Below are 20,185 nucleotides of genomic sequence, written 5' to 3'. Positions count from 1 at the left end.
GTATATATAAAGGTAAGGCAATGAAGATGGAAGAACTTGTAAAGAACAGATTATCAGATAATAGTGATATAAGGGTAGGAATAGATGTAGGTTCAACAACAGTTAAGCTTGTAATAACAGATATTAATACCAATGATGTTGTGTATTCCAAATATGTAAGACATAACGCAAGGCAGATTGACACAGCAAGAACTCTTCTTAGTGAGGTAAAGGAGCTCCTTAGTGGGAAAAACTTTAAGGCAGCAGTATGCGGTTCAGGTGGAAAGCCGGTGAGCAGGGCATTGGGAATACATTATATTCAGGAAGTTGTTGCTAATGCGGCGGCAGTACAAAGACTGTATCCGGATATACGAACAGCGATTGAACTTGGTGGACAGGATGCTAAGGTAATCTTCTTTTATTTTGATGATAATACAGGCAGGCTTATGACATCTGATATGCGTATGAATGGAAGCTGTGCAGGCGGAACGGGTGCATTTATAGACGAGATAGCAACACTGCTTGGCGTTAAGACAGAAGAATTTGAGAGCCTTGCGGCAAAAGGTACAACTGTATATGACATATCAGGAAGATGTGGTGTATTTGCAAAGACAGATATACAGCCATTATTAATACAGGGAGCTGACAGGGCTGATATTGCTTTGTCAACATTTCACGCCATAGCCAAGCAGACAATAGGTGGATTGTCACAGGGACTTGAGTTAAAAGCACCTATAATATTCGAGGGAGGACCTCTTACATTTAATTCTACACTTATAAGGGTATTTGCAGAAAGGCTTGGACTATCAGATAAGGATTATATAGTTCCACAACATGCAGAAACAATAGTTGCATATGGAACAGCAGTTGCGATAGATAATTTATTTGATGATGATACATATGTCACTATTGACGAGCTTATTAATAGAATTGATACTTTTGACAGGTCTTTAATAAAAGAGCATAAAGCAGTCAGCAAGCCATTCTTTGCAGATGAGGCAGATTATAAAGAGTTTACCCAAAGACACGATAAAGAGCTTTATAAGCTGAGTGAGCCACATATTAAGAATGGTGTACTGAATGTATATCTTGGAATTGACTCAGGCAGTACAACATCTAAATTCGTGCTTATAGATGAAGAAGAAAAAGTTATAGATACATTTTACGCTAATAACCACGGTGACCCTATAAAAGTGGTTAAAGAGGGTATAACAAAGATATATGATAAATATGCTGATAAAGGAATTAAGCTTGTGTGCAGGGGAATGGGAACAACAGGTTATGGAGAACATCTTCTTGCCAAGGCATTCAGGGCTGATTACCATACAGTAGAAACTGTCGCACACACGACAGGTTGTCAGAAGTTCTATCCTGATACAACATTTGTGCTGGATATTGGCGGTCAGGATATGAAAGCAATATGGCTTAATGACGGCGTAATAACTAATATTATGCTCAATGAGGCCTGTTCATCAGGCTGTGGGTCATTCCTTGAGAACTTTGCATCCAATCTAAACATAGATGTTAAGGATATTGCTAAAAGGGCATTCAGCTCAGTTAGTCCAGCACATTTAGGAAGCAGATGCACAGTATTTATGAACAGTACAATAATTAATGAACAGAGAGATGGCAAGAACCCTGATGATATTATGGCAGGTCTGTGCCGTTCGATTATTGAAAATGTGTTCACTAAGGTTGTGCGAGTTGCCAATACAAAAGAGCTTGGTGAAAAAGTAGTAGTTCAGGGGGGAACTTTTAGAAACAGGGCTGTTCTTCGTGCCATAGAAGAATATCTTGATATGAATGTTACTCTCGCACCATTCCCAGGTGAGATGGGAGCACTTGGTGCGGCACTTGCAGCCAAGAAACATATAAAAGAAGAAGGCTATGCGAATGGTGAAAGCTCATCATTTATAGGCTTTGAGGCTGTGAAGAAATTTGAATACACAACACAATCGGGAGTACGTTGTGAGCATTGCGGCAATCACTGCTTAAGAAATGTTCTTACATTCCCTGACGGCGGCAGATGGGTTACAGGCAATAGGTGTGAAAATGGACTTATACTTGATGAAACAGCGGCGGTACTTGAGGATACTAAAGAAAACAGCAAAGAGAACGCCGTGCTCGATGTGTTTGCAATGCGTGAGAAAATGCTATTTAAGGCGTATGATTACAAAGAAGTTTCAAAGCACAAGGATATAACAATCGGAATACCAAGAGTGCTTGAATTCTTTGACAGTATGCCGTTCTGGACAACATTTTTTAAGGCATTGGGTTATAATGTCAAGCTTTCTCATAAAAGCAACAGGAAAATGTATGAGAAAGGGCTTAAATATGTAGCTTCAGATACAATATGTTTTCCGGCAAAGCTTGTCCACGGACATATAGAGGATCTTGCCAGCCAGAATGTTGATAGAATATTTATGCCATATGTTATGCATATGCCACCAGAAGGAACTGATAAGCTGAGTCCTTATGTGTGTTCTGTTGTTATGGGATATCCTATGGTTGTAAGAAACTCACAGAACCCAGAGAAACAGTACGGGGTTAAGTTTGATACACCTATATTCCACTGGTTCTCAAAGAAAGACAGAAGACACCAGATAATAGAATATGCTGTCAATGAACTTTCAGTATCAAAGAGTGAGGCAGAGGAAGCTTATAGACAGGCAGCAGATGCAAGAAATGGATTTAAGGGTGAACTTATAAGACTTAGCAATATGGCTATTGATAATGCTAAGAAGAATAATACATTTGCTGTTGTGCTTGCAGGAAGACCATATCATACAGACCCATTTGTAAGCAAGAATATATCGAAAATGCTTGCAAAGAAAGGAATTGCTGTTATTCCTGTTGATGGTCTTGACAAGCTTAATGAGCAGGTGCTTTCTAATACAAGGGCAGAGATAACCAATAATTTCCATACAAGAATGTTGTCAGCGGCGATGATAGCAGCTAAGACACCAGAGCTTGAATATGTGCAGATTGTAAGTTTTGGCTGTGGACATGATGCAATACTTTCAGATGAGATTATAAGAATAATGAATGAGAGCGGACATAAGCCGCCCCTTATTCTAAAAGTTGATGAAAGTGATGCGACAGGAGCACTTGGAATAAGAATACAGTCGTTTATAAAGTCTGTACAGATAAGACGTGGGATTAAAGATGAAGAATTCATAAAGAAGCATATGTATGAGGAGCTTAAAGAGCCAAGTCCTGCCAAGTTCTATAGGAAAGATAAGAAGATAAGAACTATTCTTGTGCCTAATATATCAGTTGAGGTTTCTAAAATTCTTGAGGGTATATTGGAAAAAGAGAATTTCAAAGTTAAGAGAATACCAATAGGTTCAACAGAGCAGATTAAGCTTGGAAAGAAATATGTACATAATGATATATGTTTCCCAGCCCAGATGGTTATAGGAGAGCTTATAGGTGAATTAAAACGCGGCGGTTATAATCAGGACGAGGTTGCCGTTGGAATGGTTAAATTCCAGTGTGACTGTCGTATGTCACATTACGCAGGACTTCTTAGAAAAGGACTTGATTCTGCAGGCTTTAGTAATGTGCCAATTCTTACAACTGATGTTAATGATACTAAAAGAAATCACCCAGGTGTATTCTTACTTGGAGTTAGTGCGGTATTAGAGGCTGTATGGTCATTTATGATGCTTGATATGCTTACTGATGTATGCAGAAAGACACGTCCTTATGAGATTAATAAAGGCGAAACAGACAGGGTATACCAGCAGTGTGTTGATAATCTTTCACAGGCTATTAAATCTGGAATTGGAAGTGCAAGAAAAGCATTTGAACAGGGAATGAAGGATATGGCGGCGATACCTTATGACAGAAGCCATTTAAAGCCTAAAGTATTCATAACAGGAGAACTGCTTGTTACATATCATTCAGGCTCTAACTTTAATATTGAAAGATATATGGAAGAAAATGGAATGGAAACTATATTCCCAAGAATAACAGACCAGCTAAGAAAAGATTTTCTTGCATCTATGGCTGAGATAAAGGATTATAATGCAAATATATTCCCATATCCATTTGCTGTTGACTGGCTGTTTGACCACGTCCAGAAGTCGTTGGAGAAGACGGCTGTTCTTCATCCTTTGTACAAAAAGGCATTAAGACCAAGGGATATGTATCAGGGAGTTAAAAATATAATTCCTGAAACCCTAAGCTGTGGTGAGGGCTGGCTTATGGCAGCAGAGATTGTACATTATGCTAAGGAAGGCGTAAAGTCATTTATTATATTACAGCCTTTTGGCTGTCTGCCTAATCATATATGCGGAAGAGGGGTAATAAAGAGAATAAAAGAAGACTACCCAAATGTTACAATTCTGCCTCTTGATCTTGACCCTGATACAAGCTATGCTAACGTTGAAAACAGAATGCAGATGATGATTATGAATAGCTGATGTTGAGATACACAAACGATGATTTGTCAATGTTATTCAAAAAGAAATATAAAAAATAAATAAAATTTGTTAATAAATACTAAAATGTGCCAGGCTTTTTTGGCACATTTTTTTTATTTTCAAAGTTGAAATTTTTATTAATTATACTATAATAAAGCTAACGGAACAGTACTGTGATAAGTTAAATATTTTATTCTAAAGTAAAGGAGGACAAGGTTATGATTAGTTTTTTCATTTGCTTGTTTCTTTTAATTGGCGGTTACTTTGTGTATGGTAAAGTTGTAGAGAATACATTTGCACCAGACGACAGAGAAACTCCAGCAGTTAAGATTAATGATGGCGTTGACTATGTAGTAATGCCACAATGGAAACTGTTTTTAGTACAGCTTTTGAATATTGCAGGTTTAGGACCAATATTCGGAGCTATGCAGGGTGCTTTATGGGGCCCGGTTGTATTCTTATGGATTACATTTGGTACTATCTTCGCTGGTGGTGTACACGATTATTTCTCAGGTATGTTATCAGAACGTAATGATGGTGCATCAATCTCAGAGGTATGTGGTATATACCTTGGCGGATTTATGAAGAATGTAATGAGAGTATTCAGTGTTGTACTTCTTGTTATGGTTGGTACAGTATTCGCAGTAGGTCCTGCTGGACTTATTGTAACTCTTTTCAAGAATGGTAACGTATCAGGAATTGTTACCAGTACAGAATTCTGGTTATGGATAATTCTTGCATACTATTTCATTGCAACATTTATTTCAATTGATAAGATTATCGGACGTATTTATCCATTATTTGGTATATGTCTTATCATTATGGCACTTGGTGTTGCACTTGGTATATTTACTCACTCACAGTACCAGATACCAGAGATATGGTCACACTTCACTAATATGCATCCTAAGGCAACTCCAATATGGAGTGTAATGTTCATAACAGTTGCCTGTGGTGCTATATCAGGTTTCCACGCAACACAGTCACCTCTTATGGCTCGTTGTATGAAGTCAGAGAAGCAGGGACATTTCGTATTCTATGGTGCAATGGTTGCCGAAGGTATTATCGCTTTAATATGGGCAGCAGCAGGCTGTTCAATCTATGAAGTAACAGATGGTTTAAGCACAGGCTTAAGTGCAATACTTGCCAATGGACAGTCAGCAGCTATATATGATGTATGCTCAAAGACAATGGGTGGTGTTGGTGTTGCACTTGCTATGATAGGTGTTATTGTATGCCCTATCACATCTGGTGATACAGCTTTCAGAAGTGCAAGACTTGTACTTGCAGACTGGTTCAAGATTGATCAGGGTAAGTACTCTAAGAGACTTATGCTTTGTGTTCCATTACTTGCAGTTGGTGCATTTGTTGGACACCTTGATTACACAATTATATGGAGATACTTCAGTTGGACTAACCAGACACTTGCTATGATAGTTCTCTGGACAGCTAGTATGTTCTTATTCAAGGAAAAGAAGAATTACTGGATTACAGCAGTTCCTGCAACATTTATGAGTGCTGTTTCAATGACATATTTCTTCTATGCAAAAGAGTGTCTTAACCTTGGTACAAAGGTCGCTTACCCAGCCGGTATTATAATTGCCGCAGTATTCTTTGGAATATTTATGTATGCAACAAGAAAGCATACAAAGGAAGCTGCTTAATACATAACAGTAGTAATAGAATATAATGATAAGCAGCCATATGAAGCAGGTTAGCTTATTAGAATAAAAGGAGGGAAGTCCTCAGGATATATTCCCTCCTTTTATATATTATGATATGAGTGCAGAAGATGAAGTGAATTATTATTAAATATGAATTGTATTATAATGTATTTGTATCATAATTATAATGATATTGTTGAAAAGGAGTTGATTGCTATGCTTTTTAAGCCGCATTGTTTATCCAGAACAACACTTAGCAAGGAAGAGCTTGTAAAAGACAGAAAGAATTGTAGAAAGTTTGGTCCCTGTGGTGTTGGCGAAAAGGCTATATATCTTAATAGCTTTTATTTTGACAGGAGATATTATATTCCACTGTCCAATGTTAAAAGAATATTTAAGAGAGTTGCTATGAGTAAAGGAGGATTTACTGGCAAAGGATTATTTGCAACAATTCCTTATCTTGTTGTTGAGTATGATAACGGAGAAGAGAAGCAGTGTAATTTCAAGTTTGAAGAAAATGTAGATTCTCTTCTTGCATATATTAAACAGACACACCCGTATATAAGACTTCACAGTGAAGAAGCTGAGAAACGTCTTAAACAAAAAGAAAGACTTAAAGAACAGAAGAAAGCAGTAGCAATCAGTAAAGAAGCTAAGGCAAATGTAGCAGTGCTTAATAACTGTATGGAATATCTTAACCGTAATGAGGAGTTAAGCATACAGTTAAGTGCAGGAGCTAAGAGAAAGAGAGTATATGACAGAAGCAATCCTGCTTACAAATGGGTTGCACTCAGTATAACACTTCTTGGGGCAGCAGCTCTTATATATGGAATATTTGCTCTTATAACACACGCCGGTTTTGCTGTATATTTCTTATTATTTGGACTTGCGGCAATATTCCTTTTTTCAAGTGCCAATGTACTTCCAACAGCGAAGAATAATAAGAAATACATAGAGAGCCACCTTATGAGTGCGGTTGAGGATATGGAAGAATATATACACAATTATCCAGACTTCCCAATTCCAGCGTGGTATGCTCATCCAGTTGTTCTTAAGAGAATGATTGATATTATTGAGGAAGGCAGAGCAGTAAAAGCGGATGAAGCACTCGAAGTATTAAAGAGCGATTTAAAGGCACTTAATTCAAGTGTTGCAGTTGAACAGGAAGAATATGATGAGATAATGGCTATAAAGCCAATGTTCTTAGTAAGGGAGTATCAGTAACTGACCTTATAAATTAATATTAGATTGACACTTTTAATAATGCCTATAAAAGATTATTCTTTCATAATAACAATTAATACATACAAGATATGTATGTTTTAGCTGTTAATTATTACTAATGACTCGTATGCAGATTAATATATATTGCATACCAGATTGGAGGACTTTATGAAAGAAAAATCAAAAAGTATTATTCAGGCTGTTATCGGTGCAGTTATTATGATTATCGGTATTGTGCTTTGTGTTAATACATATGTTGTAAAGGGTAATAAAGCATATGCATTTTCATTACTCGTCACAATAATTGGTGCAGTAGTATTAATCTCGGGCTTATATAATACATTCTGCAAGTCAGAGAAAAAGCCGGTTGATGCCAAAGTTATAGCACAGGCAGCACTTTGTGCAGCATTATGTTATGTTGGTGCAACATTTATTAAGATTGATATTCCGGTAGGAACAGAGAGAACTATGTTTCATTTTGGTAATGTATTCTGCGTTCTTGCAGCATTACTTATAGGCGGTACATGGGGCGGTCTTGCAGGAGCTGTGGGTATGACAATAAGTGATCTTACAACAGCCTATGTTACAAGTGCACCTAAGACATTTATATTAAAATTATGCATTGGTCTTATTGTAGGATTTGTAGCACATAAGTTATTCAAGATATCAAAGGAGCATTCTGCTAAGTATATTACTGTAGCAACAATAGTTTCAAGCATATGCGGTATGGCTTTCAATATTGTGGCAGACCCTGTAGTTGGTTACTTCTACAAGACATATCTTCTTGGAGTACCTCAGGATTTAGCTAAGGCACTTGCAAAGATTGGTGCGATAACAACAACAGTTAATGCTATTATAGCAGTAATTGTAGCTTCAATACTTTATATTGCCTTAAGACCAGTTATGAAGAAGACAGATATGTTAAGAGATTTATAAAATGTTGACAACAGATAATAATTCTGTTATTCTTTCGTATGAATAATAAAAGACAGTTCGTTTGTACCATCCTGTCTTAAAATAAAACCAGGGCTTCAAAACTTAAAATCTGTATAATATGCAATGTATGATAATATGCGTTGTGATCAGATAGAACCATTAAAATGGCGTGTCAGTTGTGAGGTAACTGGCACGCCATTTTATTTAATAGGAAATTTTGATAGAAAATCTAAGGAGCAGATATGTACACATTAAAAACAGAACACAGCTTCGATGCCGCACATTTCTTATACGGCTATGAGGGCAAATGCAGTAACATACACGGACACCGCTGGAGAGTTGTAGCAGAGGTATCAAGTGATGAACTTGAAACAACAGGACAGAACAGAGGAATGTATGTTGACTTTGGAGATTTAAAGAAAGATTTAAAGGAAATCGTAGATTACTTAGACCATTGCCTTATTATAGAAACTGGCAGTTTAAAGGAAACAACACTGAAGGCTTTACAGGATGAGAATTTCAGGATAATACAGTTTACTTTCAGACCAACAGCAGAGAATATGGCGAAATATTTTTATGATAAAATGATCGGCAGAGGATACAGGGTGAAACAGATAACTGTTTATGAGACACCAAATAATGCTGCCTCTTATACACAGGATTAGACGTATATACATAAATGCAAGGTACGCAGAAATAGGATTAGATGTATATACATAAATATAATATATACAGAAATGAGGAACATATGAGCGAACAGATATTTAATGTCGTAGAACATTTTGCTAGCATTAACGGAGAAGGTGTAAGAGCAGGAGAACTTGCTGTATTTGTAAGGTTCAGAGGTTGTAATCTTGACTGCAGTTACTGTGATACCAGATGGGCAAATGATGTTAATGCTAAGGCAGCTAAGATGAGTGTGTCTGATATTGTTAAGGCAGTGGAAGATGTTAAGATTGACAATGTTACACTTACAGGTGGAGAACCGCTTATTCAGGCAGGGATAGACAAGCTTATAGCACAGCTTCTGATTAGTGGCAGAAATGTTGAGATAGAAACCAATGGAAGCATTGATATTAATAAGGTAAGAGAAAATGTTAAGGATAACCTTACTACAGCTATGAATGGTCAGGTCATAAACGATATTTATGATAAGGTTAACGATGAAATGGAAAGATTATCAATGACAGCAGATTACAAGCTTGCTGGAAGCAATATGGAACAATATATGAAGCTTGATAATTTTAACAACCTTCAAAGTCAGGACACTGTTAAATTTGTTGTAAGCAGTGAAGAAGATTTAAAGAGAGCATTAGAAATAATAAGACAATATAATCTTACAGAAAAATGCTATGTATATTTTAGTCCTGTATTTGGAAAGATTGAACCTGTAACAATCGTGGATTTTATGAAGGATAATTTGATTAATGGGGCAAGAGTACAGCTCCAGCTCCACAAATTCATCTGGTCGCCAGATAAGAAAGGAGTATAAATTGAAACAAATAGATTCAGAAGCTATAAGATTTCATATAAGAGGAATTCTTGAGGCATTAGGAGATGATCCGGACAGAGAAGGACTGAAAGAAACACCTGACAGAGTTGCAAGAATGTATGAAGAAGTCTTTGAAGGAATGAAGTATTCTAATGATGAAATAGCGGATATGTTTGATAAGACATTTGCAGAAGATGTGGATGACGAGGGCACATCAAGATACGGTGATATGGTAGTTGTAAAAGATATAGATATATTCAGCTATTGCGAACATCATATTGCACTTATGTACGATATGAAAGTGACAGTAGCATATGTTCCTAAAGGCAGGGTTATAGGTCTTAGCAAGATAGCTAGAATAGCTGATATGGTAGGAAAGAGATTGCAGTTACAGGAACGTATAGGTTCAGACATAGCAGATGTAATATGCAAAGTAACAGGTTCAGAAGATGTTGCTGTATTCATAGAGGGCTGTCACAGCTGTATGACAGCAAGAGGAATAAAAAAGACCAACACAAAAACATATACACAGACATTAAGAGGGAGGTTTTCTAATGAAAGCAATGGTTTTATGCAGTGGTGGCGTTGATAGTACAACGTGCCTTGGAATAGCAGTCGATAAGTATGGTGCGGAAAATGTTGTGGCACTGTCAATATATTATGGACAAAGGCACACAAAGGAAATTGAGTCAGCTGATAAGGTAACTGAATATTATGGTGTTGAGCATATATCATTGGATCTTGAAAAGATATTCCAGTATAGTGATTGTTCATTGCTTGCACATTCTGATAAAGAGATACCAGAGGAGTCTTATGCAGAACAGATTAAAAAGACTAACGGAAGTCCTGTGTCAACTTATGTTCCGTTTCGCAATGGCTTGTTCCTTTCAAGTGCGGCAAGCATAGCACTTTCTAAAGGGTGTGAGGTTATATATTATGGGGCACACAGTGATGACGCGGTAGGAAGTGCATATCCTGATTGTAGTGATGAATTTAACAAGGCAATGAATGAAGCGATATATCTTGGAAGTGGTAAGCAGTTAAAGATAGAAGCTCCATTTATTAATAAGACAAAATCACAAGTTGTAAAAATCGGACTTGATTTAAAAGTCCCTTATGAATATACATGGAGCTGTTATGAAGGAGCAGATAAGCCTTGCGGCGTGTGTGGAACGTGTATAGACAGAGCTAAGGCATTTGAGGCTAATGGAGTAAAAGACCCTGCGTTATAAAAAACGCAGGGTTTATATATTTTTTATAAAATAATTAGCACTCACCTGTTGACAGTGCTAACAACAAGTGATATAACCTGTAATAGGAAATGAGAAAAGAGCATTTTAGAAGAAAAGTAATGAAAAATTGTTCAAAGAATTACAATTGGTCTTTAAAGTGTTATCTGATAATCTTTATTTCCAAGGGAACAATAATTGGGGTTAAGAAAGAGGTGAATTGTATGAACATTCAGAAGTTTACACAGAAATCAATCGAAGCGATTAATAACTGCGAGAAGATAGCTTATGATTATGGTAATCAGGAGATTGATCAGGAACATTTTCTTTATAGCCTTATGACTATTGAAGATAGTCTTATAGCTAACCTTATAGAGAAGATGAATATTGATAAAGATATTTTCTTAAAGAATATTGAACAACTTCTTAATCAGAAGAATAAGGTATCAGGTGATGTTAAGTTATATATAAGCAATGACCTTAATAAGGTACTTGTCAATGCAGAAGATGAAGCCAAGAGAATGGGCGACTCTTATGTGTCAGTTGAGCATTTGATGCTTGCACTTATAGCAGCACCTAACAGAGCAATAAAGCAGCTCTTTAAGACATATGGAATTAACAGGGAGAGCTTTCTTTCAGTACTTGCTACTGTAAGAGGCAACCAGACAGTTACATCAGACAATCCAGAGGCAACTTACGATACACTCAATAAGTACGCTACGGATCTGGTGCAAAGAGCAGCCGACGGCAAGCTTGATCCAGTAATCGGACGAGATCAGGAAATAAGGAATGTAATAAGAATTCTTTCAAGAAAGACTAAGAACAATCCGGTTCTTATCGGTGAACCAGGTGTAGGTAAGACAGCAGTTGTTGAAGGGCTTGCACAAAGAATTGTAAAAGGTGATGTGCCAGAGAGCCTTAAAGACAAGAAGTTATTTGCTCTTGATATGGGTGCACTTGTGGCTGGTGCTAAATACAGAGGTGAATTTGAGGAAAGATTAAAAGCTGTGCTTGATGAGGTTAAAAAGTCAGAAGGCCAGATTATATTATTTATCGATGAAATTCACACAATTGTAGGTGCTGGTAAGACAGAGGGTTCTATGGATGCTGGTAATATGCTTAAACCAATGCTCGCAAGAGGTGAGCTGCATTGTATAGGTGCGACAACACTTGATGAACACAGACAGTATATTGAAAAAGACCCAGCACTTGAACGTCGTTTCCAGCCTGTAATGGTTGATGAGCCAACAGTTGAAGATACAATATCTATATTAAGGGGGCTTAAGGACAGATACGAAGTATTCCACGGTGTTAAGATTAATGATGGTGCTTTGGTAAGTGCGGCTGTGTTATCAGACAGATATATAACAGACAGATTTCTTCCAGATAAGGCAATTGATCTTGTAGATGAAGCGTGTGCAATGATTAAGACAGAACTTGATTCAATGCCGGCAGAACTTGATGAAATGCAGCGTAAGATTATGCAGCTTGAAATTGAGGAGGCAGCCTTAAAGAAGGAAACTGATAATCTTAGTAAGGAAAGACTTGAAGCTTTAAGAAAAGAGTTATCAGAACTTAAGGAAGAATTTGGCATACAGAAGGCTAAATGGGATTCTGACAAGACAAAGGTTGATAATATCAGCAAGTTAAAAGAAGAACTTGAAAATGTTAATAACCAGATTGCACAGGCAAAGAGAGAATACAATCTTGAGAAAGCAGCAGAGCTTCAGTATGGCAGGCTGCCACAGATAGAAAAGCAGATTGAAGAAGCAGAAGCCAAGGCCAAGAAAGATGGAAGCGATGATTCTTTAGTACACGAGAATGTAACAGAAGAAGAAATAGCTAAGATTATATCAAGATGGACAGGTATTCCAGTGGCCAAGTTAAGTGAGTCAGAAAGGCAGAAGACACTTAATCTTGATGAAACTCTTCATAAGAGAGTTGTTGGACAGGACGAGGCTGTAACCAAGGTTACAGAAGCTATTATCAGGTCTAAAGCTGGTATTAAAGATCCAAGCAAGCCAATTGGCTCATTCTTATTCTTAGGACCAACTGGTGTAGGTAAGACAGAGCTTGCAAAGACACTTGCAGAGAGTCTGTTTGATGATGAGAATAATATAATAAGGCTTGATATGTCGGAGTATATGGAGAAATATTCAGTATCCAGACTTATCGGAGCTCCTCCAGGATATGTAGGATATGATGAAGGTGGACAGCTTACAGAGGCAGTCCGCAGGAAACCATATTCAGTAGTATTGTTTGATGAGGTTGAAAAAGCCCACCCTGATGTATTTAATGTGCTTCTTCAGGTTCTCGATGATGGACGTATAACAGATTCACAAGGTAGGACAGTAGATTTTAAGAATACGATCATAATTCTTACAAGTAATATCGGTTCAACCTACCTTCTTGATGGAATTGATGAGAATGGTAATATTAAAGAGGGGGTTGAGGAACTTGTTATGGGAGATCTGCGTAACAGCTTCAGACCAGAATTCCTGAACCGTCTTGATGAGATTATTATGTTCAAACCTCTTAATAAGGATAATATAGGAAGTATTATTAACCTTCTTATTAATGATGTCAACAGAAGACTCGAAGATAAGGAACTTAAGGTTGTATTATCTGATACAGCTAAAGATTATATCGTTGACCATGGTTTTGACCCAATGTATGGTGCAAGACCTCTTAAGAGATATGTCCAGAAGAGCGTTGAGACACTTGCCGCTAAGCTTATACTTGCCGGCGATGTATCGACAGGGGACAAGATTCTTATAGATTGTGAAAATGGTACTTTAGTTGCTAAAGATATGAAATCATAATTTACTTCATTAGGTAACTTAAAGCGGTATATTTAATATATATACTTAAAGAAAGCTATATGTAAGGTTGTAATAAATGTTTTGAATAAATCGGACATTTGTTATAGCCTTCATATAGCTTTTTTAATAATTATACAAATTGGTTAGTCTTAGGATTGTATACATAATTGATAGCGGTGAGTTTGTCTGTGATACTGCTCTCGTCAACCATATAAGTCTTACATAATTCTGTGAGTGAGCTGTAATTATCCCTTAACTGCATGTTAACAAAGCTAAGAAGCATAACCGGGTCTTTAGGTAAATTATTCATAAAATCCTCATTTCTATACATTTTATATGTCTATATTGGTAACAAGAATTATAATACGACGCTCTAAAGGCATATGCAAATTGTAATTGAAATGTATGTTAATAAATACACAATTAGTTTACAAGTAATAAAAAACGTGCTATTATTCATATAAATAGAGTGCAAAATTACTAATATAATATTAGCGGATTTAATACAATATTTATATCAGGATTGTATGGTTTATATGCTGTATGGTTTTAGGTTGTATAAAGAGGTGGATTTCTATAGGGTGCAGTGGTTTTATAGGAATTTACGGATGGGGGACATATGTTAATATCAGAGGATATTTATAATAACAAATCATCAATGATGTATTGTATGGCATCATTTAATTCTTCATATCTTGTGCTTTTTGCAGATGACTATTTTTATAATTATGCAGGAAAGCTTGTTAATATTATTATCACAGAGATGATACATCCTGATTATGTGGGTGAATTTAAAAATGTATGTGAGAGTCTGAAAGAATCAGGTCAGTCCCAGAGAATTATAACGTGTATAAAAGGTGGTGACGGACAGTATTTTCTTGTTCATATGAGCCTTGCCAATCATGGGAATATCATTAATGAAGAGGCGGTTATAGATATGAATGTAGTTAACATTTTTATGATGGAGAAGAAATATACAAGGCTTCATAATGATGTGAACAAATACAGGACATATTTGTCAATGTATAATGATTATATGTTTGATTATGATACCGTAACAGATATGTTTTCCCTATATATATACAGAAGCTTCAAGGCAACGATAATATGCAAGATGACACTGGATAAATTCGAAAAGGTGTATATGGAATATCTAAATAATGCAAGACAAAAGCAGGATTTTACAGATTTTGTTAATAAAGTCCGTAATGCTAATGAGGGGTTTAATGGTGAGATTACAGGACCGCTTATTACAGATATGTCCAAGCTTGTTGTATATAACATTGATTGTAAGCTTACATATAAGAATAACAGAGACAGGGTTGTAATTGGGATTATCAAGTCAATTGATAAGCAGAATGAGGTCAGTTATTATGCCACACAGGAGGGGAAGGATTTCTTTACAGGGCTTCTTAATAAAAGAGCCTGCAAGGAATATGTGCAGGACTCAATTGCAACTAATAAAGATATACATTATATGGCTATGATAGATATAGATAATTTTAAAAATGTCAACGATACATATGGGCATCTGTATGGGGATAAAGTTATATTAAAAGTTGCCGCTATTATTAACAGTGCACTTAATGGAAGAGGTATTGTTGGAAGATTTGGCGGAGATGAATTCTTTATATTTACGAATTGGATAACTAAGGAAAGCCAGCTGCGTTCTATACTTACATTTATCAAGCAGAAAGTAAGGGCAGAGTTAGGTCAGGGAGAGAACAGCTGTGATGTTACTCTTTCTATGGGTGTATGTAAATATCCAGACAATGGAAGTGATTATGACTCATTATTTAATAAGGCTGATAAATGCCTTTATATTGCCAAGAATAAAGGAAAGAACAGATATATTATATATGATGCACAGAAACACGGTGATTTCCTTGATGATATGGGAAGAAAAGGATTTTCTATGGCACCTATTAAAAAAGGTGAAACATTGGCACAGGAAGTTGCTGATATGTCTATTAATCTTATAAAGAATGGAAGCAGTGTACTTGATAATGTATTACAGAGAGCCTGTAAAGCATTTGAGATTGATGGCATCAGGATATATAATGGAACAACTGGCAGGCTTATTGAATATTATGGTAATTATGTGAAGCTTCCAGACATTAATGATATAGTTAATACTAAAGAATTCTTAGGAATGTTTGATAAGAACCACTATATGACAATTGTGTACACATCGAATATAGAGTCATTTAACAAGAAGCTGTATGATGAAACAATTCAAAGTAATATCGGTGGAATGATATATAGTTACTTTACCAATCAGGCAGGAGATAATATAATTGCATCGTATGATACATTCAATAAAGGTTTTCGATGGAATGAATCAGACAAGAACTATATAATGACACTTACTAAGGTTATTGCAAGTGTGTTGTAATGTAAGAATGGAGGATTAATATGTCAGTACAGGATTATATGAGTGCTCTTAAGCTTGGAAAAAGAGAATATAATGCGTGTGTCAATAAGGGTAAATATCCATATCTTCCAGTTATGGAAAGTATGATGGATGAAGAACAGATAGATTCAGAAGTAAGTCTTGGAATAGACCAGATACCTTTAAGGCTTGTTGTTGGTACATGTACAGCAGGCAGAACTAATGCATTTGCAGATAACTGGATGCCTATTCTTGAATGGGGAAGTGAGTTCTCAGCTAAATGGGCATCACTTAGTGACAGTCAGGTTAATGAGGGAATAAGAGACCCTGTTAAAGTATATGAATATATGAATAAATTCTACGTTCTTGAGGGTAACAAGAGAGTTAGTGTTCTTAAATATTTTAATGCGGTGACGGTAAATGCACAGGTTATCCGTAAAGTGCCTAGGAAGTCTGACAATCCTGATGTTAAGATATATTATGAATTTATGGATTTTTATAAATCTACCAAGATTAATGATATATATTTTAGCAAAGAGGGCAGCTTCATAACATTTATGGAGCTTGTTGGAATTACTCCGGGACAGCCAATGGATGAAGATGACAAGAGGGATTTGGTATCAAGTTATCTTAACTTTAGAACAGCTTATGAATCAAGAGGCGGTGACAGATTTGATTATCCGGTTGGAGATGCTTTTTTAAGATTTATTCATATTCACGGATATGATACAGTACGCCATATGACACCGGAGCAGATGGATAAAAATGTAGCTAAGACCTGGGCTGAATTTGAATTATTATCAGATAACAGCGAAGTAGATTTAAGAATGGATCCGGTTACAACACAGCCAGCCAAGAAGAATATATTAAGTTATCTTCTCCCAAGGTCAGGAGGAGAGGCTAATAAAAGGCTTAAGGTTGGATTTATATACGAGAATACACCACAGACATCTGAGTGGTGTTATGCCCACGAATTGGGAAGACAGTATATTGATGAAACCTTTGGAAGCCAGATAGAAACAGTCAGTATTACTAATGTAAGACCAAAGGAAGATGATTATAATGCCATCCAGAGGCTTATTGATGATAATACGGATCTTATATTTGTAACATCGCCATCTATGATGTATGCAAGTCTTAAACAGGCAATAGCACATCCAAAGGCTAAGATACTTAACTGTTCGCTTAATATATCGCATAAGTATATAAGAACTTATTATGCAAGAATGTATGAGGCTAAGTATCTGACGGGGGTTATAGCTGGGGTTATGGCAAAGAGTGACAAGATTGGTTATGTTGCAAGCTGTCCGTTGTATGGTGTTATGGCTAATGTTAATGCTTTTGCTATGGGGGCAAGGGCGGTAAATCCTGATGTTAAGGTATATGTTGAATGGAGTGGCATTAAAGACAATGACATAGAAGCAAGATTTGCAGAACAGGGTATTAACTGTATTTCAGATCAGGATATGATAACACCTAAGAAGACATCAAGAAAGTTCGGTCTTTATGTAACGGACTCAGGTATGGTAAAGCATCTGGCAATGCCTGTATGGCACTGGGGTGTGTTCTACGAGAAGCTTATACAGAGCATATTAAGTGGTTCGTGGAAGAAGGAAGAAGAAGGAGATAAGGTATCAGCACTTAATTACTGGTGGGGTATGTCTGCTGGTGCAATTGACATAATATATGGCGGTGCAGTTCCTGATGAAACGAAAAAGGTTACATCGCTTATAAGGGAAGCAATAGTAAAAGGTGAGTTCAAGCCATTTACGGGTGAATTAAAGGATCAGGATGGAAAGGTGCACAATAAGCCAGACGAAGAACTTGATCCTGATGAGATTATTGAAATGGATTGGCTTCTTGATAATGTTGTTGGCAGAGTACCAGAATATGAAGAACTTGATGATAATTCAAAAATGCTTGTTATCAATCAGGGAATTATAGATGTGAACGATTAGTGAGGAAAGTTAAAAGGTTATGAAGATACTAGTATTAGCTGATGTTGAGTCAAAGTACCTGTGGGATTATTTTGAAAAAGAGAAGCTTGAAGGAATAGACCTTATATTGTCTTGTGGAGATTTAAAAGCAGATTATCTGTCATTTCTTGCTTCATTTTCTAAAGTGCCTATATTATATGTGCGAGGCAATCACGATGATGGCTATGCAGATAAAGAGCCAGAAGGCTGTATATGTATAGAAGATAAGATATATGTATACAATGGAATAAGAATTATGGGACTTGGCGGTTCAATCAGATACAAGAAGGGTATTAACCAGTATACACAGAATCAGATGAAGAAAAGGGCTGCTATGATGTGGCCTAAGATAAAGGTAAAGAAAGGCATTGATATACTGCTTACACATTCTCCGGCGGCAGGGCTTGGTGATGGTGAGGATAATCCACATAAGGGGTTTGAAGCATTTGTTGATATACTTGACAAATACAGTCCCAAATATTTCATACACGGGCATGTACATTTGAATTATTCAAGGGAATTCCAAAGAGAGGAGCAGTATAATAACACAACTATAATTAACGGATATGACAGGTATATATTTGAATATTGATTTTTATACAATTTATCATTAAAAAGCCCTTGCAATATAATTACAGTTATGATAGTATTGTCAAAGCAATGAAAAACAAATGTACGTCACAGAAAGACAAAACGCGCAAATTGTTTTCAGGCAATTAGAATAACAATAATTGGAGGACTATAATGAGCGAGAAGTTAAGAGTTGGTATCCTTGGTGGTACAGGCATGGTAGGTCAGAGATTTATAACATTACTTGAAAATCATCCTTGGTTTGATGTAGTGTTAGTTGCAGCAAGTGGACGTTCAGCAGGAAAGCTTTACGAAGATGCTGTTGAGGGACGCTGGAAGATGCAGACAGCAATGCCAGAATTCGTTAAGAAGATGCCTGTATATGATATGGATAAAGACTTTGATGAGATAGTATCTAAGGTTGATTTCGTATTCTGTGCAGTTAATATGCCAAAAGCAGAGATTAAGGCATTAGAAGAAAGATATGCAAAGGCAGAAGTTCCGGTTGTATCTAACAATAGTGCTAATCGTTGGACACCAGATGTTCCTATGATTCTTCCAGAGGTTAACCCAGAACATACTAAGGTTATAGAGGCACAGAAGAAGAGACTTGGAACTACAAGAGGATTTATAGCTGTAAAGCCTAACTGCTCAATCCAGAGTTATGCACCAGCATTAGCAGCTCTTAAGGAATTCGAGCCAAAGCTTGTTGTAGCTACTACATATCAGGCTATTTCTGGAGCTGGTAAGACATTTGAACAGTGGCCAGAGATGGTTGAAAATATAATTCCATATATCGGTGGAGAAGAAGAAAAGTCAGAAAAAGAACCTCTTAGAATTCTTGGTACAGTTGAGAATGGTGAAATCGTTCCTGCTGCTGAGCCAGTTATTACTTGCCAGTGCTTAAGAGTTCCAGTTCTTGATGGACATACAGCGGCAGTATTTGTTAACTTTGGTAAGAAGCCTACTAAGGAACAGATTATCGAAAAATGGAGAAACTTCAAGGGAGCACCACAGGAGCTTGATCTTCCATCAGCACCAAAGCAGTTTATCCAGTATCTTGAAGAAGATGACCGTCCACAGGTTAAGCTTGATGTTAATTATGAGCATGGAATGGGAATTTCACTTGGCAGATTAAGAGAAGACAGTGTATTTGATTACAAGTTTGTAGGTCTTTCACATAATACATTAAGAGGAGCAGCAGGTGGAGCTGTATTATGTGCAGAACTTCTTAAGGCTCAGGGTTACATTACAGCTAAATAAGATATCAGAATAATTAGTATATAATAGCTATAATATTGACAGGCGGTTTAGTGTGAGCCATCAATTAATAGTTATTAAGATTAATAAATATATAAGGAAGATGAAAAGGCGTTGAGCCTAATTATCTTCCTTATTTATTTGGAAAATTATACGGAATTTGCAAAAACTTACAATATATCTTATAATATTACAAATATATGGAAGCGTGGAG

The 20,185-nt window shown here is 36.5% G+C and carries 14 protein-coding genes; 13 read left to right on the top strand and 1 reads right to left on the bottom strand.

Going from position 1 to position 20,185, the window contains the following annotated elements; translation table 11 throughout:
• Nucleotides 1-20: 20 nt before the first annotated feature.
• The 9 genes from WMO42_RS11990 (at nucleotide 21) to clpB (ending at nucleotide 13,773) form a co-directional block, all read left to right on the top strand.
• Entirely contained in the window at nucleotides 21-4,406 is a 4,386-nt protein-coding gene (locus WMO42_RS11990; protein WP_090139778.1) for an acyl-CoA dehydratase activase, read from the top strand.
• Nucleotides 4,407-4,624: 218 nt separating this feature from the next.
• Nucleotides 4,625-6,070, top strand: a complete 1,446-nt coding sequence (locus tag WMO42_RS11985) for a carbon starvation CstA family protein (protein ID WP_055306080.1) — start codon at nucleotides 4,625-4,627, stop codon at nucleotides 6,068-6,070.
• Between the two features lie 216 nt (nucleotides 6,071-6,286).
• Nucleotides 6,287-7,294, top strand: coding sequence for a hypothetical protein (locus WMO42_RS11980; protein ID WP_055174337.1), 1,008 nt, complete (start codon nucleotides 6,287-6,289; stop codon nucleotides 7,292-7,294).
• Nucleotides 7,295-7,462: 168 nt separating this feature from the next.
• Nucleotides 7,463-8,230, top strand: coding sequence for an ECF transporter S component (locus WMO42_RS11975; protein WP_022502121.1), 768 nt, complete (start codon nucleotides 7,463-7,465; stop codon nucleotides 8,228-8,230).
• Between the two features lie 242 nt (nucleotides 8,231-8,472).
• Complete coding sequence (queD, locus tag WMO42_RS11970) at nucleotides 8,473-8,895, top strand: 6-carboxytetrahydropterin synthase QueD (protein WP_090139777.1); 423 nt, start codon at nucleotides 8,473-8,475, stop codon at nucleotides 8,893-8,895.
• A gap of 83 nt (nucleotides 8,896-8,978) precedes the next feature.
• Nucleotides 8,979-9,722, top strand: a complete 744-nt coding sequence (locus WMO42_RS11965; RefSeq protein ID WP_090139815.1) for a radical SAM protein — start codon at nucleotides 8,979-8,981, stop codon at nucleotides 9,720-9,722.
• A gap of 1 nt (nucleotide 9,723) precedes the next feature.
• Entirely contained in the window at nucleotides 9,724-10,311 is a 588-nt protein-coding gene (folE, locus tag WMO42_RS11960; RefSeq protein ID WP_318255749.1) for a GTP cyclohydrolase I FolE, read from the top strand.
• Entirely contained in the window at nucleotides 10,277-10,954 is a 678-nt protein-coding gene (gene queC, locus WMO42_RS11955; RefSeq protein ID WP_349192362.1) for a 7-cyano-7-deazaguanine synthase QueC, read from the top strand. Before folE ends, queC begins: the two co-directional genes overlap by 35 nt.
• A gap of 221 nt (nucleotides 10,955-11,175) precedes the next feature.
• A complete protein-coding gene (gene clpB, locus WMO42_RS11950; RefSeq protein WP_022502116.1) occupies nucleotides 11,176-13,773 on the top strand; it encodes an ATP-dependent chaperone ClpB in 2,598 nt (865 codons plus the stop codon).
• Between the two features lie 130 nt (nucleotides 13,774-13,903).
• Here the strand turns inward: clpB and WMO42_RS11945 are convergent, their stop codons facing one another.
• On the bottom strand, nucleotides 13,904-14,083 hold the full coding sequence (locus WMO42_RS11945) for a DUF4250 domain-containing protein (protein WP_022502115.1): 180 nt from the start codon (nucleotides 14,081-14,083) through the stop codon (nucleotides 13,904-13,906).
• A 309-nt stretch (nucleotides 14,084-14,392) separates the two neighbouring features.
• Between WMO42_RS11945 and WMO42_RS11940 the strand changes: the two genes are divergently transcribed.
• The 4 genes from WMO42_RS11940 (at nucleotide 14,393) to asd (ending at nucleotide 19,974) form a co-directional block, all read left to right on the top strand.
• A complete protein-coding gene (locus tag WMO42_RS11940) occupies nucleotides 14,393-16,168 on the top strand; it encodes a GGDEF domain-containing protein (protein WP_055306079.1) in 1,776 nt (591 codons plus the stop codon).
• A 20-nt stretch (nucleotides 16,169-16,188) separates the two neighbouring features.
• Nucleotides 16,189-18,123, top strand: coding sequence for a BMP family ABC transporter substrate-binding protein (locus WMO42_RS11935; protein WP_055174208.1), 1,935 nt, complete (start codon nucleotides 16,189-16,191; stop codon nucleotides 18,121-18,123).
• Nucleotides 18,124-18,142: 19 nt separating this feature from the next.
• A complete protein-coding gene (locus tag WMO42_RS11930; protein ID WP_022502112.1) occupies nucleotides 18,143-18,733 on the top strand; it encodes a metallophosphoesterase in 591 nt (196 codons plus the stop codon).
• A gap of 152 nt (nucleotides 18,734-18,885) precedes the next feature.
• The gene (asd, locus tag WMO42_RS11925) at nucleotides 18,886-19,974 is read left to right on the top strand and encodes an aspartate-semialdehyde dehydrogenase (protein WP_055174209.1); all 1,089 of its coding nucleotides are present in this window, start codon (nucleotides 18,886-18,888) and stop codon (nucleotides 19,972-19,974) included.
• The last annotated feature ends 211 nt before the right edge of the window (nucleotides 19,975-20,185 follow it).

The organism is Lachnospira sp. CLA-JM-H23 (genome assembly GCF_040096425.1).
GTDB lineage: Bacteria > Bacillota > Clostridia > Lachnospirales > Lachnospiraceae > Lachnospira > Lachnospira rogosae.
The sequence above is the reverse complement of the archived record's forward strand: the minus strand, read 5'-3'. Positions and strand labels throughout refer to the sequence as shown.

Coding starts and splice junctions, on each gene's coding strand:
- WMO42_RS11990 (WP_090139778.1), top strand. CDS start 21: ATGAAGATGGAAGAACTTGTAAAGAACAGATTATCAGATAATAGTGAT.
- WMO42_RS11985 (WP_055306080.1), top strand. CDS start 4,625: ATGATTAGTTTTTTCATTTGCTTGTTTCTTTTAATTGGCGGTTACTTT.
- WMO42_RS11980 (WP_055174337.1), top strand. CDS start 6,287: ATGCTTTTTAAGCCGCATTGTTTATCCAGAACAACACTTAGCAAGGAA.
- WMO42_RS11975 (WP_022502121.1), top strand. CDS start 7,463: ATGAAAGAAAAATCAAAAAGTATTATTCAGGCTGTTATCGGTGCAGTT.
- queD (WP_090139777.1), top strand. CDS start 8,473: ATGTACACATTAAAAACAGAACACAGCTTCGATGCCGCACATTTCTTA.
- WMO42_RS11965 (WP_090139815.1), top strand. CDS start 8,979: ATGAGCGAACAGATATTTAATGTCGTAGAACATTTTGCTAGCATTAAC.
- queC (WP_349192362.1), top strand. CDS start 10,277: ATGAAAGCAATGGTTTTATGCAGTGGTGGCGTTGATAGTACAACGTGC.
- clpB (WP_022502116.1), top strand. CDS start 11,176: ATGAACATTCAGAAGTTTACACAGAAATCAATCGAAGCGATTAATAAC.
- WMO42_RS11945 (WP_022502115.1), bottom strand. CDS start 14,083: ATGAATAATTTACCTAAAGACCCGGTTATGCTTCTTAGCTTTGTTAAC.
- WMO42_RS11940 (WP_055306079.1), top strand. CDS start 14,393: ATGTTAATATCAGAGGATATTTATAATAACAAATCATCAATGATGTAT.
- WMO42_RS11935 (WP_055174208.1), top strand. CDS start 16,189: ATGTCAGTACAGGATTATATGAGTGCTCTTAAGCTTGGAAAAAGAGAA.
- WMO42_RS11930 (WP_022502112.1), top strand. CDS start 18,143: ATGAAGATACTAGTATTAGCTGATGTTGAGTCAAAGTACCTGTGGGAT.
- asd (WP_055174209.1), top strand. CDS start 18,886: ATGAGCGAGAAGTTAAGAGTTGGTATCCTTGGTGGTACAGGCATGGTA.